The organism is Microcoleus sp. AT9b-C3 (assembly GCF_036705485.1).
In the GTDB taxonomy this organism is placed as follows: Bacteria; Cyanobacteriota; Cyanobacteriia; order Cyanobacteriales; family Microcoleaceae; genus Microcoleus.
The window spans coordinates 96,084-118,426 of the sequence record NZ_JAUBUR010000010.1 but is presented as its reverse complement, the minus strand read 5'-3'; the positions used below and the strand labels follow the sequence as shown (position 1 = coordinate 118,426).

General features: G+C 46.3%; 14 protein-coding genes. 5 read left to right on the top strand and 9 right to left on the bottom strand.

Annotation, left to right across the window (positions count from 1 at the left end; translation table 11 throughout):
• The first annotated feature begins 176 nt into the window (after window positions 1–176).
• The gene (locus QUB77_RS11925) at window positions 177–1,283 is read left to right on the top strand and encodes an N-acetylmuramoyl-L-alanine amidase-like domain-containing protein (protein WP_333170409.1); all 1,107 of its coding nucleotides are present in this window, start codon (window positions 177–179) and stop codon (window positions 1,281–1,283) included.
• A gap of 142 nt (window positions 1,284–1,425) precedes the next feature.
• Here QUB77_RS11925 and QUB77_RS11920 read toward each other — a convergent pair whose 3' ends face one another.
• Entirely contained in the window at window positions 1,426–2,757 is a 1,332-nt protein-coding gene (locus QUB77_RS11920; protein ID WP_333170479.1) for a D-alanyl-D-alanine carboxypeptidase, read from the bottom strand.
• Between the two features lie 639 nt (window positions 2,758–3,396).
• Window positions 3,397–3,732: a ribbon-helix-helix domain-containing protein gene (locus tag QUB77_RS11915; RefSeq protein ID WP_039886507.1), complete on the bottom strand. Its 336-nt coding sequence runs from the start codon at window positions 3,730–3,732 to the stop codon at window positions 3,397–3,399.
• A gap of 562 nt (window positions 3,733–4,294) precedes the next feature.
• On the opposite strand from QUB77_RS11915, the gene QUB77_RS11910 reads away from it, so the two are divergent.
• Both QUB77_RS11910 and QUB77_RS11905 read left to right on the top strand, forming a co-directional pair.
• Window positions 4,295–4,810, top strand: a complete 516-nt coding sequence (locus QUB77_RS11910; RefSeq protein WP_333170480.1) for an HNH endonuclease — start codon at window positions 4,295–4,297, stop codon at window positions 4,808–4,810.
• Window positions 4,811–4,963: 153 nt separating this feature from the next.
• A complete protein-coding gene (locus QUB77_RS11905; RefSeq protein WP_333170410.1) occupies window positions 4,964–5,362 on the top strand; it encodes an alr0857 family protein in 399 nt (132 codons plus the stop codon).
• Between the two features lie 113 nt (window positions 5,363–5,475).
• Here the strand turns inward: QUB77_RS11905 and QUB77_RS11900 are convergent, their stop codons facing one another.
• From QUB77_RS11900 to QUB77_RS11890, 3 genes are all read right to left on the bottom strand, one after another.
• Entirely contained in the window at window positions 5,476–11,343 is a 5,868-nt protein-coding gene (locus tag QUB77_RS11900) for a CHAT domain-containing protein (protein ID WP_333170411.1), read from the bottom strand.
• Between the two features lie 577 nt (window positions 11,344–11,920).
• Window positions 11,921–14,041: a ShlB/FhaC/HecB family hemolysin secretion/activation protein gene (locus QUB77_RS11895; protein ID WP_333170412.1), complete on the bottom strand. Its 2,121-nt coding sequence runs from the start codon at window positions 14,039–14,041 to the stop codon at window positions 11,921–11,923.
• 570 nt (window positions 14,042–14,611) lie between these two features.
• Window positions 14,612–15,481, bottom strand: coding sequence for a DUF928 domain-containing protein (locus QUB77_RS11890; protein ID WP_333170413.1), 870 nt, complete (start codon window positions 15,479–15,481; stop codon window positions 14,612–14,614).
• 422 nt (window positions 15,482–15,903) lie between these two features.
• On the opposite strand from QUB77_RS11890, the gene QUB77_RS11885 reads away from it, so the two are divergent.
• Window positions 15,904–17,595 carry a transglutaminase domain-containing protein gene (locus tag QUB77_RS11885; protein WP_333170414.1) on the top strand — a complete coding sequence of 564 codons (1,692 nt, stop codon included), beginning with the start codon at window positions 15,904–15,906 and terminating at the stop codon, window positions 17,593–17,595.
• A gap of 108 nt (window positions 17,596–17,703) precedes the next feature.
• On the top strand, window positions 17,704–17,844 hold the full coding sequence (locus QUB77_RS11880; RefSeq protein WP_190660773.1) for a hypothetical protein: 141 nt from the start codon (window positions 17,704–17,706) through the stop codon (window positions 17,842–17,844).
• A gap of 172 nt (window positions 17,845–18,016) precedes the next feature.
• Here the strand turns inward: QUB77_RS11880 and QUB77_RS11875 are convergent, their stop codons facing one another.
• The 4 genes from QUB77_RS11875 to QUB77_RS11860 all read right to left on the bottom strand — a co-directional run bounded on the left by QUB77_RS11875 (window position 18,017) and on the right by QUB77_RS11860 (window position 22,147).
• Window positions 18,017–18,547, bottom strand: a complete 531-nt coding sequence (locus QUB77_RS11875) for a hypothetical protein (RefSeq protein WP_333170415.1) — start codon at window positions 18,545–18,547, stop codon at window positions 18,017–18,019.
• Window positions 18,548–18,557: 10 nt separating this feature from the next.
• The gene (locus tag QUB77_RS11870) at window positions 18,558–19,961 is read right to left on the bottom strand and encodes an AAA family ATPase (protein ID WP_333170416.1); all 1,404 of its coding nucleotides are present in this window, start codon (window positions 19,959–19,961) and stop codon (window positions 18,558–18,560) included.
• A gap of 162 nt (window positions 19,962–20,123) precedes the next feature.
• Window positions 20,124–21,110 carry an aldo/keto reductase gene (locus QUB77_RS11865; protein ID WP_333170417.1) on the bottom strand — a complete coding sequence of 329 codons (987 nt, stop codon included), beginning with the start codon at window positions 21,108–21,110 and terminating at the stop codon, window positions 20,124–20,126.
• A 143-nt stretch (window positions 21,111–21,253) separates the two neighbouring features.
• A complete protein-coding gene (locus QUB77_RS11860) occupies window positions 21,254–22,147 on the bottom strand; it encodes an alpha/beta fold hydrolase (protein WP_333170418.1) in 894 nt (297 codons plus the stop codon).
• Window positions 22,148–22,343: the final 196 nt, after the last annotated feature.

Sequence of the window (22,343 nt, the reverse complement as noted above, 5' to 3'; positions counted from 1 at the left end):
AGTTTTGTGCTATCAAACTCGCACGATCAGTTTATAATAGGGCGGCATCTAAATGACAAGTGTATCGATCTAGTCCGCTGTTGCCAATTTTATCGGCCTACTAGGCTGATTGAGACTTCTAGTAATTGTAAAAATTTCAGGATAGCACTGAGTTGAAGCAAAATCCTTTGAAAAACATGAGAAATTTTTGGAGTCTGGCGGTTTTGGGATTTGCGATCGTCGGCGTGAATAATTCTTTGATACCTGATGTTTGGGCATTTCAGTCTCAATCTGCTACGGGATATGTTGTCGATCGACAAACAGCAGGACAGGGCGCGGATGTAGCGTTTTCCTTGACGGGAGAAAGCGAAAATCTGGAAATAACAAACAAGCAAACTGTGTCCAGTTTTCCGAGTATGTTGTGGGACTTCAACAATTTAGCGGAAATTTCCTATTCCGAATTGCTGAAAGTGCTGGCGAGACGATCGGACTCAAATAATACCGAGAGAGAAACCATTTCACAACCTGAAGATATAGCACGTTTTGAACAGGTTGTACAGTATGCAAAACAACAAAACTTGCACGATCGCTCGATGGGAGAAATCGTCCAGGCGATCGCCGATAATTTCCGAGGAAAACCCTACGCCGCTGGTTTGCTGGACGAATCCGGCGAAGAAAAGTTGATCGTAACGTTGAATAAATTTGATTGCGTTTTATTTGTAGAAACCGTTTTGGCGATCGCCAGGGGCGTAGCCGTAAAAGATTACGACTATCAAAATTTTGTAAATCGCATAGAACAACAGCGCTATTTAAATGGTAAAATGAACGGTTATTGCAGCAGGTTGCACTATTTTTCAGAATGGATTAACGACAATCAAAAACGGCAAACTGTGGCAAATATCACCGCTGAATTAGGTGGAGTTCCCATGAATAAAACCCTAAATTTCATGAGCCAGCACCGCAGCAGTTACCCGCAAATGGTCAAAGACGAAGCGACTTATCAGTGCATAGTCAGCCAAGAAGCAGAGTTAGCCAAAACTATTGTTAATTATATCCCAACAAATCGGATAAAACGTGTTTATTCTCAGTTAAAACCAGGGGATATTGTAGCGGTAGCCACGGATGTTAAAGGATTGGATGTCACCCACACGGGTTTAGTTTATCGGAATGCTGACGGGAACCTCGGTTTAATTCACGCTTCGCCCGCTGGGGATGTGACAGTTGCTTACGACTTGCAGAGGTATATTAGGAGAGTCGAAAGTGCGATCGGCATAGTAGTCGCTAGGGCAAAAACACCTAATTAAATTGGTTTGTACTCCTAGGGTGCATCAGCTTGCATTATTTTAGTTGCAAATTCAAAATTTCTGTGTTCACCCACCCTACAAACTCTCTTGTGGGGTGGGCATCCGAGATCGCCCAGAATATACAATTTCAATTCACAACAGCTTATTGAACAATTTCGCTGCGAGATACCTTACTACTTCTAGCAGGATTTGGGGTTAATTCGGGTGGCGAAACTTGAACACTTCCCCAGTCATTCAAAAAGCTTTTCAGCAAAACCTCTTGCTGAGTGCGAAATGTCTCGACATTTGCCCCGCGATTCATAATCACAAACCACACTGTTTCTTGTTTTTGAGTGGGCAGGGCTCCGCCCAAAGCGCTAACATTATCCAACGTGCCAGATTTGATTACTGCTAATTGGGGAAGCGGCCGTTCTGATAGTATTCCTTTATCTTTCCCAACTACAGTTAAGACATCCGCAACTGTCATGCTGTAAGGTTGAAGATAGCGTTCTAAAGCTATAAATAACGCGCAAGCAGCCCGGGGAGAAATGCGATTTTCTTCGCTCAATCCCGAACCGTTGACGAGTTGAATTTCTGCGGGAGGAACTCCGGTTGCTGCTGCTGCTTTTTGCGCGACAGTTTTGGCGCCGCCGACAGTATCAGCTAGCATATCTGCCATGAGATTGTTGCTGTACTGATTCATTTTTTTGATCAATTCAGCAAGGGGCAAAGAATAATGTTTGACTAAAGGCTGCACGTCATTGGGAGATGCTGACAAAACTTTGACAGTACCCTCAATTGCTATTTGGGGTTTCGGCGTATTTGGAGGCAGTGTTTGATACTGGGCGGCGGCTTCGCTGGGCCAGGTTTCACTGTTCAATCCTTGTTTGAGCAATTCTCCCGATTTGAGGGGATCGAGTTCAAAGTTCATGTAAAACTTATCGACAATTATCAAATTGCCACTGACTCGCTTGATCCCTTTTTGATTTAAGGCGTTACCGAGGGCGATCGCCTCTTCCCATACAAACAACGGGTCGGCGTTTCCCTGTACAATTAAATCGCCTTTTAATACGCCGTTTTCAATTTTTCCCGTTGTACCAATTAAGGTGATAAATTCATGTTCCGGCCCGAATTTTTGCAATGCTACGAGAGATGTTGCTACTTTGGTAATAGAAGCGGCCGACAGAGGAACAGTACCTTGATGATTGGCTAGCAAAGTATTGCCAGATTGCATCCAGACGCCTTGGTCTTCTTTGGCATAACCTTGGGCGGCCAACCCGTTGAGATATTGCTGGATTTTGGTATTTGTGGGGGTTTCGGGATTGCTAACAGAGACTATTAAGGGCTGAGGCTGACTTGGTTTAACTGGGGGCGGGGAAGATTCAGCTACAGGAGAGGGAGATGCAAGTTGAGGTGATTCAGTAGCTGCACATCCGGCAATAATTGTGAGAAGGGCGATCGAACTCGCAGCAGTCAAGTAGCGGTTTTTCAGCATTACTTTAATTTTTTTCATCAAATGTACGATCGTCTGTTCGGCACGCCCGATGGAAATTTTAGCACTAGCCCGCGCGTTTTGGAGCATCAGGATCTGCGTTACCAGAATTGCGAACTGCTAACATTAGCTATCTTCTTCTCCATCTTCGTTCGCGTTCTTTGCGTCTTCGCGGTTCGTTAAATAGAGATTGTTTAAATACTGCGGGATTTTATATCAATAGCCCGGACTGTTTTTAGTTCTTAGTCTGAAACCCTCGATTTTTCGTTGGTAGCTCACATCTTGGATCATTCTCAAGAACAGGCTTTCCGGCCTGTTCCACAACAAGTGCAATTTCTTGTGGGGTGGGCAGGAGAGTCCGCCCATAAAAAGCTTATTGAAAATGGTGCAAGATGTCAGTTGGTAGTTCGATTGCCGAATCGCCTTGAAACCCTTATTCTACGGTTGGCAATCAAAAACTGTCCGAAGTTTTTTTATACCAGTTCCCAAAAACAATCCGACTTTAGGCAAGCTCCCAACCCTTATTTTATAAGCCATTCTAAAATCTAAAATCTAAAATCTAAAATCTAAAATAGTCTGATCTTCAGCGCCTGGGGCCTTCACCCCAGGCCGATCGCTCTCACAAATTTTCGATAAACTGGTTTATCCGGCCATACTCCCTATACTCAGCGGCACCATTTCGCCGTGCATCGTCAGGCCTAATAACATCGGCCCGCCCGGTCGAATCAACTCTCCTGTAAGGGCGCAGCGTTCCTCCTGCTGTGCTGTGGCATTAATGCTAGCTCGAATATCCGATCGAGAAAACATCTGCCGATACTCTCCAGACTTCTGCTGCACGTAATTCCAGAGCAAATCTCGAATCAAAGCTTGATAGCCTTGATTGCCCGCGAGCTCTTTAAGTCTCTCTTTGAGTTCTCTTTCGAGTCGAATGCTGGTGACTTCCATTTCGGTGGTTGAGGTTCTAGGTAGGGTATGCATAATTTTTTCTCCGTGACGGGTGGACATATCTGTAATATCAGTGTAGTATGTTTACAGCTAGATTGAAAGCCTCTTAACCACCTTCTGCCTACAGTGAAATTTCTCCCCACCTACTCCACCTATCAACTGAAGTGCGATCGCCCCACGGGTTGCTCCGAGTCGTTACAGCACGTCTTTAGCACGGGTTTGGCGACTGTCGCAGCGACCTCGTGGGCGGGCCGGGGCCTAAATAAACGCGGTTATAGTGGATTAGGAGAAATTGCAGAAATTCATTACAACGAGGTAGACCGGGACGGTCTGCAAGTGGCACAGCCATATCGAGATACGCGAAGCGGGAGGTACAGCTAAACGACTGTACCAAGACAGGATGAAAATTTGCATGAAAGCAGTTTTTCTAGCCCCCGCTTCTCTCGTAACAGAAGCGGGGGCATTTGATTGGATATTTGAAAAATTCGATCCGCTTGGGGAACTGGGAAAAAACCAGATGTAGCCAATGCTGACGAAGCAAGCAAAATTCAAAATTCAAAATCTAAAATCCAAAATTGATGAGGAGGAGCAAGCCGTGACCGTAGTAACTGATGTATTGAGGCAATCTGTGGTGGTGTTTTCTCAGAATTACCTACCAATGAGCCGTGTCAACATCAAACGGGCGATCGTACTTTTGGTAACAGGCAAGGCTGAACCTCTAGATTTTAGCATCGGCAACGGCTGGGTGGTACGATCGCCCAGCACCAGCATCCACGTACCCGAACAAATCCGCTTGACTTTTGGTAACAGGGAACGCCTGTGGAAAGTGCCCCCGGTCAATCGCCGGGAAGTTCTGCGCCGCGACGCTCATTCTTGCCAATACTGCGGTAGCAATCGGCATTTGACGCTGGATCACGTCATGCCTCGATCGAAGGGCGGCCCGCATACTTGGGACAACGTGGTGACGGCTTGCGAAAGGTGCAACTCTCGTAAGGGCGATCGAACTCCCATAGAAGCCGGAATGTCTCTGCGAACTAAGCCAAAGGCTCCTATACACCCCACTGTTGCTTTTGCCGAACTGTTTTGGCACGAATATCAAATAGGGGAATAGGGAATGGGAAGAATTTTAGATTTTAGATTTTAGATTTTAAATTGATGCGTAATTCTCATCTAAAATCTGCCCTAAATCGCAATTCCAAATTCCCGATCGCCAATTTTCAATTACCAATTTTAAACTTTCAATTTCAAATTTAGGGCTGTCAATATGCTGAAGTTGACTTACACTGAAACGGGCTTTAACCTCGAGCGTTTGGCTCAATCTCCCGAACAGTTAGTGGCGCTGCGAGTTGTGCTGGCTATGCGAGTTGGTCAAAGCATCAGCGTCGAACCGAGCACTGCGGCATTTTTGCTGCCCGCAAATTTGGCGGCGCTGTCTCTGTTGGAATCTGAGGCCCGCCGAAACGACAACGATGCGATCGACCTTTGTGTTGCTGATGCTGACTTTGTAGAAGTGACTCTGCGCGGTACGTGGATTTCTGAGGCGTCTGAGGGGGCTGACGGCGTGTTTGCGACTGTGTTGGGCGATCGGGCGGAGCTCTTGCTGCTCAATCTCTGGCTCGAAACTCAGGCTGCTGCGGAGGTTGTCGGGGAAGTCGGCGATTAATATGGGATGTGGAAGGAAGAGGGAACAAGCAAGAGGGAACAGGCAAGAAGGAAATATTTTCTTCATATCGGACTCCCCCACTTTTTCCCCTTCTGGCGATGTCAGTGGCGGGCTCAATTCCATTCTCCTTGCAGCCCAAAAGCAGCCCAATAATAAGGAGATTGCCATTCTGAAACCTGTAGCATTTCGATTTGCGCCGATCGCAGTGCCGCAGCAGGCGCCAATTTATCTTGGAGCATTTTTTTGTAAAATCGTGTCATCAGCTCAGAAGTTACTTGATCGTCAACATTCCACAGAGAAACCACCACACGCGGTGCCCCCGCATACATAAATCCCCTCGTCAAACCCACCAACCCTTCTCCTTTAATTTCTTTTCCCAAACCCGTCTGACACGCGCTCAGCACCACCAATTCGGCCGGTAAATTGAGATTGAAAATATCATTCAGTCGCAAGTAGCCATTTTGTAAAGAGCCTTTCTCATCAACCAAAGAAAGTACCAATCCCGATAATTCTGGATGTTTGCTATTAGCAAATCCGTGCGTAGCGAAATGAACAATGCGATATTGAGATAAATCGGGATTGGTGGCCGTGGTACGATTAGCAGTAAAGTCAAATGCTTGTTTTTCCAAATCATCGGGAACCAAAGCCAGAATTTGCTCAGCTTCAGTTCGCGTGAAAGGTAAGCGAGTCCAATAAATTTCGGCCTCCGATGCTGATCTCTGTAATTGTTGCGCTTCCAGGGGCAGATTTTCAACAGTTTGATTGTTCGTTACGGGCGATGTACTCGTGCCTTTGAGCCGTTCATCGTCAGTGCTAAAAACTGGATCTGCAAACAAGGCGATCGTCTTTGGAGCCGGTTGACGAGTCGCCATATCCCGCCGCAGAATAGCCAGAGTTGAGGCAGAAGGCAGATTAACAATTTCATGCTTAACTATTAGCGGCGCTTCAGATTTTTCCAGAGTAAGAGCGCCAAAAGGGATGTATTGCAAGGCTCCATCCGCAACAATTAGCAAGCGCTTGTTGCCCAACTCAGAAGCAACTGGAGCGACGATCATTTGGCTTATAAGTGCAGCAGATTCGGCAACCATTTGAGGAGATGTTCTCGTGGTGGCTTTGGTTAAAGTATCGCGGAAATTCTTAGCCGTAGCTTCAATCTCGGTGCGAGAAGGAAGTTCGTAACTGGTGAAAGAAGTTTTCGTCACCGCCCACAAATAACTGCGCTCCTCACCCAAAGAATATTCTAAAAGTAGCGTATTGTCATCGATTACCTGTTGTTGAATTTGTTGCCGGTTGAGAGGTTCGGGATATTTGAGAGCAGCGTAACGAGGACTGCTGGCGCGAACTTTAGCTTCTATTTGAGCGAGTTCATTGAGAAGTGTGTCGATTTTTTGTTGAATTTCATCCACAGCTTCTGGGGTGGATTGAGCGCTGACAATTTGGTATTTGCGAGTCTGAAAATCACTGAGTTGTTGTTGCAAATTTTGTTCTTGTGCTAGCAGTTGCGGGTCAACTCCTTGGCGAATATTTGCACTGGCTTCGCTGAGGAGTTCAAGCAGACTGCGGGCACGGGCACGTTCGCTAGCATGAAAGGCTTGTGCGTCGTAACCTTTATCTGGATTTTTCTGGTGCAGTTGCATCAACAAATCGATGTAAAACTGGTAATAATCTTGGTTGCGGGCAAAGTAAGACTGGCGCAGTTCTTGGCTAGCGATTTGAGTGCGGAGGTTTTCAATAATATTAATGGCGGTTTCGATGGGTGTTTGGGCGGCGGCGAGGTTATTTTGTTGGCGGTTTAAGATGGCTTGATTGTAGAGGATGTGCGCTTCTTCTGTTTTGTAACCGAGTTGTTGGGATAGAGATAAAGCTTGGTTATAGTTTTCAAGTGCGGTAGAATTCTGACCTAAAGCAGCTTGTATTTTCCCCATTTGGTTGAGGATTGTGGTTTCTTTTACTTTGTCGTTTAGGTATCGGGAGATGCTCAGGGCTTGGTTGTAGGCATTCAAGGCCGTTGACCATTCTTTTGAAGCGATATATTTGCTACCAATGCCAGTTAAGGCAGTAGCTTCTGCTGCTAAATTACCTGCGGGTCTGGAGATTACCAGGGCTTTGTTGTAGGAGTCTAGGGCATTTTTCCAGTTTCCTGTAGCAGCGTGAATATCACCAATGTTGTTGAGGGTGTTGGCGACTGTCGCTTGGTCATTTAATTGATAGAATAAGGGTAATGCTTGGTTATAGTAATCCAGGGCGCTTGTCGGGTCAGCTAAATCGATATAGAGTTGACCAAAACTGTTGATAATGGCGGCTTCTTCGGCTTTGGCACCGGATTGTTGCGATAAGGGTAATGCTTGATTGTAGGAGTCGAGGGCAGATTGAAATTGTCCGAAATGGGCGTAAATTTTACCCATTGAAAGGAGAGTGCGTGTGGCTTGGGCAGAGTTTTGCTCTGCACGATAGCCTGCAAGGGCTTCTTCTAACTTTTGAAGTGCGAGTTGTCTAGATTCGACACTACCTTGGCTAGAAAGTTGAGTTCCTTTGATAAAGGCGACTTCAGCCGCAGAAACTTTGATGCCCGTAGCAATATCCCAGACACGGGCAGTTCTATCCTGACTAGCCGTGAGGATTTGCCGCCCATCGGGGCTAAATTCTGCATGGTTGACCCCATCCTCATGTCCTCGAAATATCGCTAGAAGATTGCCTTTTACATCCCACAGACGGGCGGTTTGATCCTCACTGGTGGTGAGGATTTGCCGGCCATCGGGACTAAATACGGCGCTGTTGACAGAACTGTCATGATCTCGCAATACTGCTAGGAGATTGCCAGAAATATCCCACAGGCGGGAAAGTCTATCGTTACTGGTGATCAGGATTTGATTGCCATCGGGGCTAAATACTGCACTTTCATCGTGACTGGAACCTTTATCTACATCCTTCTGCCCCCGAAACTCTGCTTTGAGATTGCCTTTTGTATCCCACAGGCGGGCATTTCCGTGGAAATCACTGCCTAGAGTGAGAATTTGGCGACCATCTAGGGTAAAGATTGCACTTTCGACACTCGTCTCATGCCCTCGGAACACAGCCAGGAGATTGCCTTTGGTATCCCACAGACGGGCGGTTTTGTCTAAACTGGCGGTGAGGATTTGACTACCATCGGGACTAAAGACTGCACTGTTGACATCATTCTCATGTCCTTGGAATATAGCCAAGAGATTACCTTTGGTATCCCACAGGCGCGCGGTTTTATCTATACTAGCGGTGAGGATATGGCGACCATCCGGGCTAAATACTGCACTTCTAACAGAATATTTGTGTCCCTGGAACTGTTGCAGAAGGTTGCCTTTGAGATCCCACAGGCGGGCAATTTCATCATAACCAGTCGTGAGGATTTGGCGACTATCGGGGCTAAATACTGCACTTAAAACATAATGCTTGCGCCCTGGTAACTGTGCTAAGAGATTGCCAGAATTATTCCACAGGCAGACGGTTTGCTCGGTGGTGGTGAGGATTTGGCGACTATCCGGGCTAAAGACTGCACGCTGGACTCCATACTTATCGTCCCGTAACTCTGCTAGTTGAGCGCTATTTTTAGATACGCTTTCCCGAAAAGTTTGCAGCGCTGCCATTTGCTGGGCTTGGGCAGCAATTGCTACTGATACATCCCACAGACGGGCGGTGCCATCAGAACTAGCGGTGAGGATTTGACTACCATCGGGGCTAAATACGGCACTTGTGATACCTCTTTCATGCCCTCGCAACGCAGCCAGGAGATTGCCTTTGGTATCCCAGATTCGGGCGATTGGGTCGATTCCATTTGCAGCTTCAATACTGGCTGTGAGAATTTGGCTGCCATCGGGACTAAAAACTGCACTGTGGAGATATCTTTCATCTTCCCGAAACTCTGTCAAGAGATTGCCTTTGGTATCCCACAGACGGGCGGTTTTATCTAAACTAACCGTGAGGATTTGACTCCCATCCGGGCTAAATACGGCTGTTGTGAGTCTCTCTCTATGCCCCCGGAACACAGCCAGGAGATTGCCTTTGAGATCCCACAGGCGGGCGGTTTCATCATTGCTAGCGGTGAGGATCTGGCGACCATCCGGGCTAAATACTACACTTCTGACCCCATCCTCATGTCCCCGAAACTCTACCAATAGATTGCCTTTGAGATCCCACAGGCGGGCTGTTTTATCGTTACTAGCAGTAAGGATTTGCCTGCCATCAGGACTAAATACCGCATTTGTGGCTATTCCCCCCCATACTTTCTCAGGTGGTTGCAACTCAGCTAGGAGATTACCTTTAAGATCCCACAGGCGGGCGGTATCATCACCACCACCATTACCACCAGCGGTGAGAATTTGGCGACCATCGGGGCTAAATTTTGCACTGTAGATTCCTAAAGAGCCACTCCCCCGCAACTGAGCCAGGAGATTGCCTTGGGTATCCCACAAACGGGTAGTGCTATCATTCGCATCAACACTACCAAAACTAATGGTGAGGATTTGACGACCATCGGGGCTAAATATTGCGCGGCTGAGCCCCTCCTGCCCCTGGAACTCGGTTAGGAGATTGCCTTTGAGATCCCACAGACGGGCTTTTTTATCCTGACTAGCGGTGAGGATTTGCCTGGTATCGGGACTAAATACGGCACTGAGGACATCACTATTGTGCCCTCGGAATATTGCCAGTTGAGCGTTATTTTTGGACACGCCTTCCTGAAGGCTTTCCTTGACAGCTATTTGCTCGGATTCGGCAGCAATTGCGGCTGACACATCCCACAGGCGGGCGATTTTATCCCAACCTAATGTGATGATTTGCCGGCCATCGGGACTAAATACTCCCCAGACGAGATCCTTATGCCCCCGCAATTTTGCCAACAGATTGCCTTTGGTATCCCAAATTTGAGCAGTTCCATCCATACTACTGGTAAGGATTTGGCGACCATCCGGGCTAAATCCTGTTGCAATCGAGACAGAACTCCAGTGGGAATCTCCATGCTGCCCGAACACAGCGAGGAGATTGCCTTTGGTATCCCAAACTCGGACTTGCCTACTATAGGTTAGGATTTGCCGACCATCGGGGCTAAATATTGCATTTTGGACATGATTTTCATGCCCCTGGAACTCGGTTAGGAGATTACCGTTGGTATCCCACAAGCGGGCAGTTTTATCTAGACTAGCGGTGAGGATTTGCCGTCCATCGGGACTAAAGACTGCATTGGCGACACGATCCTTATGCCCCTGGAATTCTTTGAGAAGATTGCCTTTGATATCCCATAAGCGGGCAGTTCCATCCGAACCGACAGTAAAGATTTGGCGACCATTAGGGCTAAATACAGCTTTTGGGCGGACTGGTGCGCTAATTCTTGCTTTATGCCCCTGGAATTCTTTGAGAAGATTGCCTTTGATATCCCACAACCTGACGGTTTCATTCCCAAAGTTACTACTGGTTAGGATTTTAGAACCATCGGGACTAAACACGGCACTTATAACTTCACCCCGCTCCTGATCCCCCCGGAACTCTTTGAGGAGATTGCCTTTGATATCCCATAAGCGGACTCCATACTCAGTAGTAGTGAGAATTTGGCTGCCATCAGGACTAAATATGGCTGTACTGAATCTGGTTCCTGGGATGCCTCCCGAGCTACTTCCCGCTTTATCTCCCTGGAACATAACTAGGAGATTGCCTTTGGTATCCCACAAGCGGGCGGTTTGATCGGCACTAGCGGTAAGAATTTGCCGACCATCGGGGCTAAATACGGCACTGGTTACCTTCTCCTCATGCCCCACAAACATGGCGATTTGCCCGCCAAATGCTTGCACGGGTTGCTGCGTTCCTGATGGGTTGGGTTTTTCCGTTGTCGGTGATTGGGATGGCGTGGGAACCCTGGGTTGGCCGCTGATGGGGATGCTGTAGGTAGTAGCGAATACAACTCCCATCACCAGAGGGAGACAGCGATGCACTTTTCGGTATTTATCTGGCAGCATAATTGTTTTTTGGGAGAGTTAAGAATTGGGAGAGGGGGGTCAACTAAACCTGTCTCTATCGAATCCCTAAAAGCCAAAAGCTATAGTTTTTTGGATAGGCAAATCTGCTTAGCGTTGGCTCATGGTTTACCGAGGTCATTAAAAGTAAGATTGGCTGGGGGTTAGTTGTCAGAAAAAAATATTTATGTTAAGGACAAACTCTATCATTTTTTATAATCTTTGTCTGTCATTGGCTGCGTCAAGGGTGAGGCAAAGACGTTAAGAGATGTAACTTGAATCGGCGGCGGGGCGTTGGCTCGTCGATGTTATTATTTTGTGACGCGCTGAATGTGGTTTGTAAAGCGAGCTGATTTTTCTCAAGAAACTGCTATCTGGGTGTAATACCAACTCCGGTAGCGTGGGAATTCATATTACCCCCAGTCAGGACACCGCGAGTGCCTAAATCCTCATATGTTGCACCATTCTCAATTAGCCTTTTAGGAACAGGCAAGATGCGTGTTCCACAAGAAAATTTATATTTTGTGGAACAGGCATCTTGCCTGTTGCTGACAATGCTGCCAGATATCAGTAAGTCCCTTTAGGGTGTATAAATTATGTTGAAGTAAATGCCGTTATCTTGCAAATTGTCGCCTTTATCGCTAATTCTCACCAAAGGAAAAGCGTAATCTACCCGCAAGTTCACCCGCTGTATCGGTTCCCAGATTACCCCCAAACCCACACCTGCTAAAAATGTCTGATTGGTTAATGTATTAGGATTGTTCGCAACGTTCCATACCGTACCTGCATCCAAAAATGGAGCTAATTGTAGTTTGGGATTTCCCGAAGCATCGCGCTGCAAAGTAATCCGATCCTCGATCGACACTCGGAAGCCGTTATCCCCAGAACGGACATTTTGGCGGTAGCCGCGCAAAGATTGCCCGCCGCCAATTACAAATTGCTGCGAAGGCAACAAACTATTAGCTGACAACTGTAAGTCTGCCTGCAAAATTAATAAATGTTTGTCATTCAATCGCTGTACTCGCTGCACTTGACCCAGCCAACTCAAAAATTGTCCGTCGGGATCGGAACCTTCGTTTTGAGTAGCATCCAACAAGCTAGTGCCGATCGTAAATTGCGATCGCACGGCCCAAGCACCCTGCGGGTCGCGGCGAATGTAGTCCTGTCCCAGCTTAATTGCACTCGTAGTAGTCACACCATTGGAGTCCGGGCCGATGCCAAAAGGAACCGGTTCGCCAGCGACAAAAGTTCTACCTGTCTGATAAGTAAAACCGGCAGATAAGGCAAATTCTTCGATCGGCGTTCTCCGCAACGGCTGGCGGTAACTAATTTCAAATAAATGCGATTTTCCCGAAATGTCAGCACGGTTAAAAGGTGGTTGTACGATACTGTTGCGATTCGGCGCCGCCCTCAATTGCAAAGTGCCGTTCATCGCATTTAGCGGCACGCGATAGCTGAAATCAAACACGTCTGAATCGCCGAGCGATCGATAATAAGCCCCTGCCAGTTCGTCGCCATTTCCTGTTATATTGCGGTGCCGCAAACTAACTCCCAATCTTTCGGAACCGACACTGGGAGGCGAGTAATTGTCAATGCTGAAAGTAGGTTGAAACGGATTAGCTTCCGAGACTCGGACGATCAGAATGCTCTCGCCTTCATTATCCCCAGCCCGCAGACTGGCTTCTACATTGTCAAATAAAGGATCGACTCGCAGCAGCCGGAGTTGGTCTTCTAAGGAAGCTGTGCTTAAAGGCATTCCGGCACCGAGTCGAATCCGGCTGCGGATGTAACTCGGATGCAATCTTTTAGTTCCTTCTACCTCAATTCGGGCCAGCTTGCCTTCGATCACTTGAATTTGGACTACCCCTGCGGTGATAGTTTGGGGCGGCAAGACTGCTCTAGAAGTGATGTAGCCACGATTGAGGTAAATTTCGGTAATTTTGTCGGCGATTTGTTTGAGCTGTTCTAGGGTGGCAGAACGGCCCTCTAACGGGTTGACTAAGGCATTAATTTCGTCTTGGCTTAAAATTGTGCTGCCAACTACTTGAATTTTCTGCACCTCAATTGCTGTATTCGGCAGCGTTGGGGGAACTGGCGACGGGGACGGCGGCGCTACTGTGGGTGGTACTTGGGGAGGTTCTGGGGAAGGCTGCGGGGCCGGTTGCAGGAATCGATCGCGATTTGGATCTGGCTGAGTCGGCGGCGGTGGCAGGTTTGGAGGCAGCGAGGGTTGGTTCTGGGCTAAAAGATGATTGCAATCTAGCTGGTTCTGACATTTGGGCTCATTGTCAACCAGATTTTTTTGTTCGGGCAAGATGCCCGCACCACAAGCAGTTTCATCGATTGTGGAACAGGCATCTTGGCTGTTCTCGGCGCGGTTCGATTGTGTTTCTGGTTCAGGGTTGGTCTCGATCGAATCGGGGAGTTGATTTAAGTTTGTTGCAGCTTCATTTTGCTTGATTTCCAGTTTTTGCAGTGCTAATACTTGATTGCCCGTATCTGCTGAGTTGTCAGCGGCGACGGGCAACTGAGAAATATCGTCGGTTTGGGATATAGCTTTATTGGCATAAAAGCAAGCGATGGGGAGTCCAGTCAGAAGTGAAATCGCCAACCGAAATATTGCAATATTTGCATTCGGGCGCATAATTAATAATTTCTCTAAAATAAGTTTGTCGGCTGCTTGACTATGCCAGTTTATCATTTAGTATTAGGCGAAATTTGACCATCAAAATTTCCACAGTCCGCCTTTCAAGATGCCAGAAGTCCGAACTGCCGATCGGTACACAAATTTTAATTTATTTAGGACGATCGATCAAAAAACCCCGAACAGCCAAAAATCATCTGTGGCGCTGCCAAACACCCCGCTCGAAACCGAGTTTTTTGTATGCCGTGCAAAAGTCATACCATTTGAGATTTGAGATTTGGCAATGACTCGCCCAAAAACGGATACCGTGCCCCGAACGCTCATCAGTGTAGAGCCTAAAATTTTAGACTCCTGTTCCTCCTGCCAGATTCAATGCAGCAAGTAAATCTAAAATCTAAAATCTAAAATCTAAAATCTAAAATCGACTGACTTATGGTTATCACGGTTTGGGGCCAGGGCCTAGGGTTGCATTGGGAGCATCTCAATGAAAGCAGCCAAGCCCAAAATTGGAGTTAGGAGTCAGGAGTCAGGAGCCAGGAGAAAAGAGGAAGAAGGAAGGAGCCAGAAGAAGTGTTTTTACAAATATGAGATGCTCCCGTTGCATTCTTTTGTGAAACTAATGTCAAATTATTTTTTTGTTATGGGTGTTAACTCACTTGCGACTAAGGGTTCTTGGGCGATTTTGCCGAGTTCGACTGAGTTCAACACTTCTAACCACTTGAGCGCTAAACTGGCATCGCTGGGAGACTCCATACGCAATTGAGCGAGAGTTGCCAGGTACTCGTACCAGAGACGTTGTTGGGCGAAGATACTGAGCTTGGCGCGACGATCGGGCGATCGATCCAATTCTGTTTGCACGGTTGGGGCGAGTGCGGTGCGGTTGATCCACCCGGAAACGAGAACATCATCTCTTGTATTTTTTGGGTTGCATTTGATAGTAAAGTACCATTGATAGTTTTTGCCAACTTCCAGCGCTGGCGAGTTGTCGTCGGGGCCGAGGCTGACGCTAACTACACCTGCACGGCTAGTTACCATGCGAAAACTTTTTTTGTATAGTGTTTTGTCTCTTTCGTCTGCTAACTCAAACTGAACTGTTTTGTCGAGGGCTACGGGAAGGTAGTAGAAAAATGTTGGCTTTGCTGATATGGTTTGCCCCATAGTTGATTGGGGAATCAAGGCAGTTAAGGCAGTTGTGGCAGTGGGGCATTCTAAGCCGCGGGTTCCTCCCCCTTCCCGCCTTCCGGGTACTCCGTCCTGTGGCGGTTGAAAGCTATTCCACGTGGAACCCGTTGGCTGAATGTTCGGTCTGCTTCCGCTGGTTTCAGGGGGTTGAACTGTTTGCCAGTTGAGGGGTAGCTGCCGTGGTGAGGGGCGCTTGACAATGTTTGCGGGGCTGTTGAGAGCCTCTGCTGGTATTAAGAAACTACCGGCGGCAACTGCCTCTAAAGACAGAATTAATGAAAAAGCACCGATATTTAGAGCAGACTTCAAAGCCATGACGAACCTGCCTTTTGATGAACCTAGGAACTTTATCGCACGGTTTTATTGTATCCAAGGTTTTGATGGATATAGTAATCTGTTGTACTTAATTTATATCTTTAGGCAGATACGATTATTTTGGTCGCTGTGCTCAACATAGAATTCTGTGTCGCCTTTGTCAGTGGTAGCTTAGTAGTTATACTTACTTCCATTCACGGCAGCAGGTTGGGTTGAGCTTGTTAAACCTAACTTTGACAAAGACTCATATTGGGGCTCTTTTAACTCTAGCAAGAGGATACAGCGTGTCTTTTCGTAAAAACACCCGGTTGATGCGTCAATCCTGAATATCAGGAAACTCGGCAATTTTGCTGGTTAACCTCAAGCGATCGGCTACAAGTTACAAATCAGGTTTTCTGTACAATACCGGCAAGAAATTTAGCATGAATCTCGATTCACCTGTTCTCTCGGACAAACAGCCTTCGGGGCTGCGGATGGTCAGACCCATCGGAGTCTTGGCACTGCACGGCATTGCTTTTTTAGGAAATAGGTTGTTCGCTGTCGATCGCGCCGAAGGGCTGCTATTGGAGATCGATCGAGAAACTGACAACACTACTGTTTTAAATCCTTATCAAACGGCTAAGTTTGCGGGCGCAACCGGGCTGGCTATTTGGGAAGATACTCTCTGGTTTGCGCGGGATGAGGATATTTGTTGCTGTCGGGGCGCAGTTCGGGACGGGGCGATAACTGAACTCAAACCGGAACATTTTGTTTCACTTTCTTATCCTGCTGACGGGATTGCTGTGTGGAAATCTACGCTTTATGTGACTTGCCAGAGATTAAACTCGATTCTGGTTTTTGACCTGAAAACTGGTCGGGAAATTACTCGGTTTTACGCTCCCGGTATTGGCGTAGAAAATATCACAGTCCGGGATGAGGAAATTTGGGTTTGCGACAAGACTGAGCAAACTGTTTACTGTTTGGAACGGGCAACTGGGGAGATTAAATTTAGCGTTTTGACTCCCTTTGAGTCGCCTTCTGGTTTGGCTTTTCACAAGGATTCCGAAACCGGAGAGGAGGTTCTGTACGTGGCTTATGCCGGGGATGAACTTTACATCCGGGATGACCCGAATTCGGAAGATCCTTTTCAGTTGACGAAGCGCGATCGCACTTTTATTCAGCCTTTATATTTTCACTACAATGAAGCCGAGCGCTACGCTCTGTCAAACGGTTTTTTGATGGAAATGTCTTATGTGGAGGAACTGTCTCCTCTCGATGAGGTAGAAATCGAAAATTTGGAGTGGCGGATTGCTTTGCCTTCGGAAACTCACCGACAAAAGGTAAGGAGTGTTACACCGATCGGAATGCCTTTTACTGAGGAAATTCAGGAAGGGGAACGGGTGGCGGTGTTTAAGTTCGATCGCCTGCACCCTGGGGAACGCCGAATTTTTGGCTGGAAGGCATTGTTAGAAGTTCGATCGATTAAGTATCAGTTGTCGCCTCGGGATGTCGAAAAGATTCCGAAGCTGTCCCCGGAGTTTGCTGCTAAGTATTTGGTGGATAATGACAATTTGGCGATGGATACGGAGATTGTGCGATCGGCTGCTGTGGCTGCCATTGGCTCAGAAACTAATATTCTGAGGCAGTTACTGAGCATTCGCAATTTTGTTTACGACCAACTTTCTTACGGAATTAGGCCTCACATTGACACTCCCGATCTTGTATTACGCCGGGGCATCGGTTCTTGTGGCGAGTACGTGGGCTTGTTGTTGGCTTTGGCTAGGTTAAACGGGATTGCTTGCCGCACGATCGGGCGCTACAAGTGTCCGGCTTTTGCTGACAGAAAAGGGGTGTCGCTGGAGCCAGATTTCAATCACGTTTGGCTGGAGTTTTACATTCCGGGTTTTGGCTGGGTGCCGATGGAATCTAATCCTGATGATATTCAAGACAGAGGCCCTTATCCTTTGCGATTTTTTATGGGTTTGGCTTGGTATCACGTTGAAATTGGCAAGGGAATTCGGTTTCAAAGTCTCACGAGCGGCGGTCTCCCTTTGAACAAGGAGGATGTTTCCGTGGGGAGTCTGGCAATTAATCATGTGAGGTTTACAATTTTGGAAGATTTGCCAGCAGTTTGAATCGAGTGTTAACAATTAACAGTTAGCCGTCAACATTCAACTGTTAATTGTTAACATTTTTCATCTAAAATCGAAAGTAGAAAATGTAAAATCAGAGGAAGAGGGGTTGTGGAATTTTCGATTGCTAATATTCTAGTTTTAGTGGCCTTTGTACTGCTGGTGACGGTGACTGGCGGGGTCGCTTATTTGACTTCTGTGGAGTGGCGCGATCGCAGACGGTTAGATAAGGCTAAACGGAAAAAAAAGTAGCGGTTTGCTGTTGACAAATCGCATTTTTTATGATAATCAATAAGGCGACCTGGTTGGGTCGCCTTGTTTTTTGATTTGGGGAGTTTTCACCCCAGAGGTGCAAGGAAAGAGATAACCTAGGTCTGGCGCTTCAAAAACATCTTATTGAATAGCCTTAATTGACAGATTTTTTCTACTTTTTATTTTTCCGCTTCCCTCCACCTGTTTTAGGTGGGATTCCCCGCAATAAATCACCTAAAGCATCATTACTTCTGTTATTAAAATCAAAATTATTTTTCCCAAACTCCTTTAATAACTTTCTCTGATATTCCTCATGTTCGTAGGGTGAAGAACCGGCACACGCATAAATAAATGCTTTCGCCGTATAACTTTTTTTCAGATGTCGCTTGAAAGTATTGTATGTATTAATTACTTGCTCTGTGGCATGACCTAAATCACCTATATTATCTTTTAATTCTACAAAACAGATAACGCGCTCGCTCTCTTTAGCGTAAAAAACCATCAGGTCGCACATTTTTTGACCTTTTTCTATTCCCCATAAAAATTGACGCAGCTTACAACCAGGATTTGATTGGTCATCTATGTTAAAAAAAAGTATTGTTTCGCCCGGTAGGGGTTCTACTTTTACTGAAGCTTTACTTTCCTTCAAATAGGTTTGACCTGGAAGTAAACAGGAGGATAAAAGCAAATTTTCAAAAGGCATTAACTGTCTCTCAATCTTGAATTTTCAGTAAATTAGCATAAATGCGAGAAACATCATCAGACACTCGACCAAAAGTTTCCCAATTTATTGTACCTTCTTCACTGATAATGTTTTTGGCTGTTCCATCCTCAAACAAATAGACTGAAACTTTTTCTTGAGAAATAAAAGCATCTGTTCGCTCTAAATAAAACATTTCTTTAATGCTATCTGGATCTTCATGCTTAGCTGCTTGCATGAGATTAGCAAGATGGTCAACAATGTAGGGACTGTGGGTTGTAATTAAGACGTGCAATCCAGCATTGACTAACATTGCCAAAAATTCAGCTATCTCTACTTGAGCCGCTGGATGTAAATTCATTTCTGGCTCATCAATTATCAGTAACTCATTTGGTTCAACTAAATAGCGCAAACAGAGAACTAATGGAGCTAATTCTTTTACCATTGAAGAAACAATAGGCATCTCCAACTTGGTACTTTCTTTCGGTTGAAAAAGTAGTTCTTTTCGCAATTCGGATGTTGTTTCAAAGCCCACCTCTCCTTGTAAAATCTCTTTTTCCAAAAAATCAGCTAACTTCACATATTGCTTTAAAAAAGAATTTTCTTTTATTTCCTTTTCTCTGTCTTCTTTTTTTATAGAACTCAATATAATCATGTCCAACAAACGCTTTACTGGTTCAACCAAAGACGTTTTTCTTGGTTCAAATTCGGATTTATCTGTTTCTTTTAAAGGTTCTTCGCCTCTAATTTCTCTGACTCTAAAAGAGCTAAATGGAAAAGTTATAAAAGTAGTCCTTTCAGTAGGGAATATATGTATGTAAGCATAAAATGCTCTGTGGAGCATCAGAAAAATTTCCTGAATTACGAATCGCTTAATCGCTTTTCTGGGGAGCTTATTCAAATCTTTGCCTCCTCCTGAATAAAAGTATAATATTGTTTCGCCTGATTCTTTTACAGAATTTAGTAAGCCCAAAGAAATTTCTCTCTGGACAGAAACAGATTTTATCCTTTCCAGAAACTCTAATTTTGTTTCTTCCAACTTAAAATCTACTTGCAGATTTTCAAAATCTGCTCGTTCTGTAGCCATAAAAGAGCGCATCCAGTTTGGAGCCAAACGAGCCACATCATTAATATAAATTTCGGCACAGTCATTAGCAAATTTAATCATATCAATTTGTGCATTACCTTCATCAAAAAGTTGCTGAAGTGCGCTATCTATGATTGGATATGTCTGTTGGGTTTTACTCTCAAGATAATCTTTCAAGTAATTTCTGTATCCCTGCTGTCCGAGGATCGCTGATAAAGTGTATGCAGCCCATGTTTTCCCTTCACCATTACGACCAATAAAAACAGTTAAAGGCTTTAAATCAATTTCTGCTTTTTCAACAACACCTAAGTTTCTAATTTCTAATTTCATTAAAAAATGTCCTGTTGATAAACTATCAGATAGAGAGGAACCTAAAACCGTTAGTTTTATAGATTTTTCATTCCTTAACCCATTATACCTGGATTGGTGATTCCTGTTCAATATTAACAGCAAGTAGAGCGGCGACGAGCGCCGCCTTTCCCAACATCAGCTCTAAGTCCACTGTCGGAAAAATGTATTTTCTTGCCAAGCGGCGGCGGTGCGTTTTTCAAGTGCTGCCATTTCTGTTTGGTTCAAAGGTTTGAATGCTTGGGCGACTTTGAAGTTTTCTTCTAATTGCTTTACTGACTCGGCGGCGATGACGCAGCAGTGCACGCCGGGAAGTGAAAGCGTGTAGCCCATTGCTTGGTGCATTCCATCTAAAACACCGTTCTGAAATAATTTGCCGTAAGCTGGTATTTTCATGGCTATGACGCCGATGTTTTTGGCTTTGGCAACTGGTAAAGCGCTGGTAACAAAGGAGCGCGGGTGGTGTTTTTCGGCGGCGTTTAGGGAGATTAATGTTGTGTCGAAAGGATAGCGCTCCAAGCCTGCTGCAATGATAGCAGGTTCGTGGTGTCCGGTAATGCCGGAAAAACGAATTATTTTTTGCTGTTTGGCTTCTTCGATCGCCTTTATTGCTCCTTTGGCACTGAAAATTTGGTCTAACTCGGCTTGGAATGAGACGTGGTGGAGTTGCCACAAGTCTAGCCGATCGGTTTTCAATCTTTTGAGCGATCGCTCTAAGTCTCTCCACGCGCCGTCTCTGTCTCTGGCGGAGGTTTTTGTGGCTAGGAATAGGCGCGATCGATATGGTGGCAAAACTTTGCCTAAGTTTTCTTCGCTGGGCCCGTACTCGGCCGCCGTGTCAAAATAGCGAATGCCTAGTTCGATCGCGCGTTCAATTTGTACCGCCGCTTCTGCTTCTCTTCCCGGCTGTGACAGCGGTGTTTGTCCGGCCCCCCCCAAACCGAAAATCGGCACTTTCACCCCGGTGTTGCCTAACAGCCGTTCGGGCATTTTTACTGTGGCGGCAGCCTTGTTATTGGGTGCGGCTGCGATTTCCCGATCCTGCTGTTCGATCGCCTTAGCACCTGCAATGCCGCTGGCAACAGCTATACTGCTCAATATAAAATTGCGGCGAGTCTTTTTGCGGGTCATTGTTTCCGTCTCCTCAGAATATATGAGAGAAATTAACCGCGTTTGTGTTGGCACAATACATAAAATTTTACTGCAAATCAGATAATTTTCCCCCTCTCCGAGGGAGGAGAGGGCCGGGAGAAAATTATCTATGTGCCGATCGATTATTGGTCAATTATCCATGCGCGAATCAGTTCGTTTATCTGTTCTGGTACTTCGTCGTGGGGACAGTGACCTGCTTTGATAAAGTGTTCTGTTAACTGCGGATAGTGTTTGCGAAATTTGGCGCTTCTTTCTGTGGAATTCATCCACGGATCGCCTTCTCCCCACAGCATTAGCAAGCGGCAGGTTAATTGACTAAGTAATACGTCAATTTTTTCGCCTTGGGGTGTTCGGAATACGGATGCGAATACTTTGGGGGCACCGGGATCGCAGGATGGTTGGTAAATTTCTTCTACTAATTGGTCTGTGACGGCGCTTTGGTCGAGATAAACTTTTTCTAGGGTTTTCCGAATTGTCGATCGCTGGCGCACGTACTGGAACAGCAGAAAACTTGCCCAATCTTGCTGAAATAAGGTTTTAGCTACTGCAGATATGGCTTTTTGCAAGGGCGGGGCTTCGGGTGCGGGCTGCGGTTCGCTGAAGGGGCCGGCGCTGTTGATTAATATGAGTCCGGCTGCTGATTCGGGGCGCTGGGCTGCTACACACAAGGCGGCGTAGCCTCCGAGGGAGTTGCCGGCTAGTACGGCTGGTCGGCCGATGATGTTGGTGATAAAGTCGTGGAGTTGGTCGCGCCAAAGGTCGCCGCTGTACTGCAATTCGGGTTTTGCCGATCGCCCGAATCCCAAAAGGTCGATCGCCCACACTTCAAAGTCTTTGCTCAGCCCGCTGATATTTTTGCGCCAGTGGTCTGTGGAGGCTCCAAAACCGTGAATTAACAGCAGGGGAGGGCGTTCTGGATGCCGATCGCTGGATCGAACGTAGTATACTGAATGCCCTCGCCACTGCCAGTAAGTGCCAGCTATGGGGGCTGCGGTGATGGCTGGGGTTGTTTGCATGATGTAAAGAAATAATTATTTACTTTAACTATTGTATCGCGACGCTCAGATTTATAAAGTTTGGCATCCGCGCCGGGGTTCCGCTAGCAAAGGATTCGTCAATGTGAGCGAGTTGGGATCTGGCGATCTTACGCACTCAGGATTAATAAGTTTTGTAACGAATATTGATTTTGTGAGGGTCGCAGCAATGGGAGAT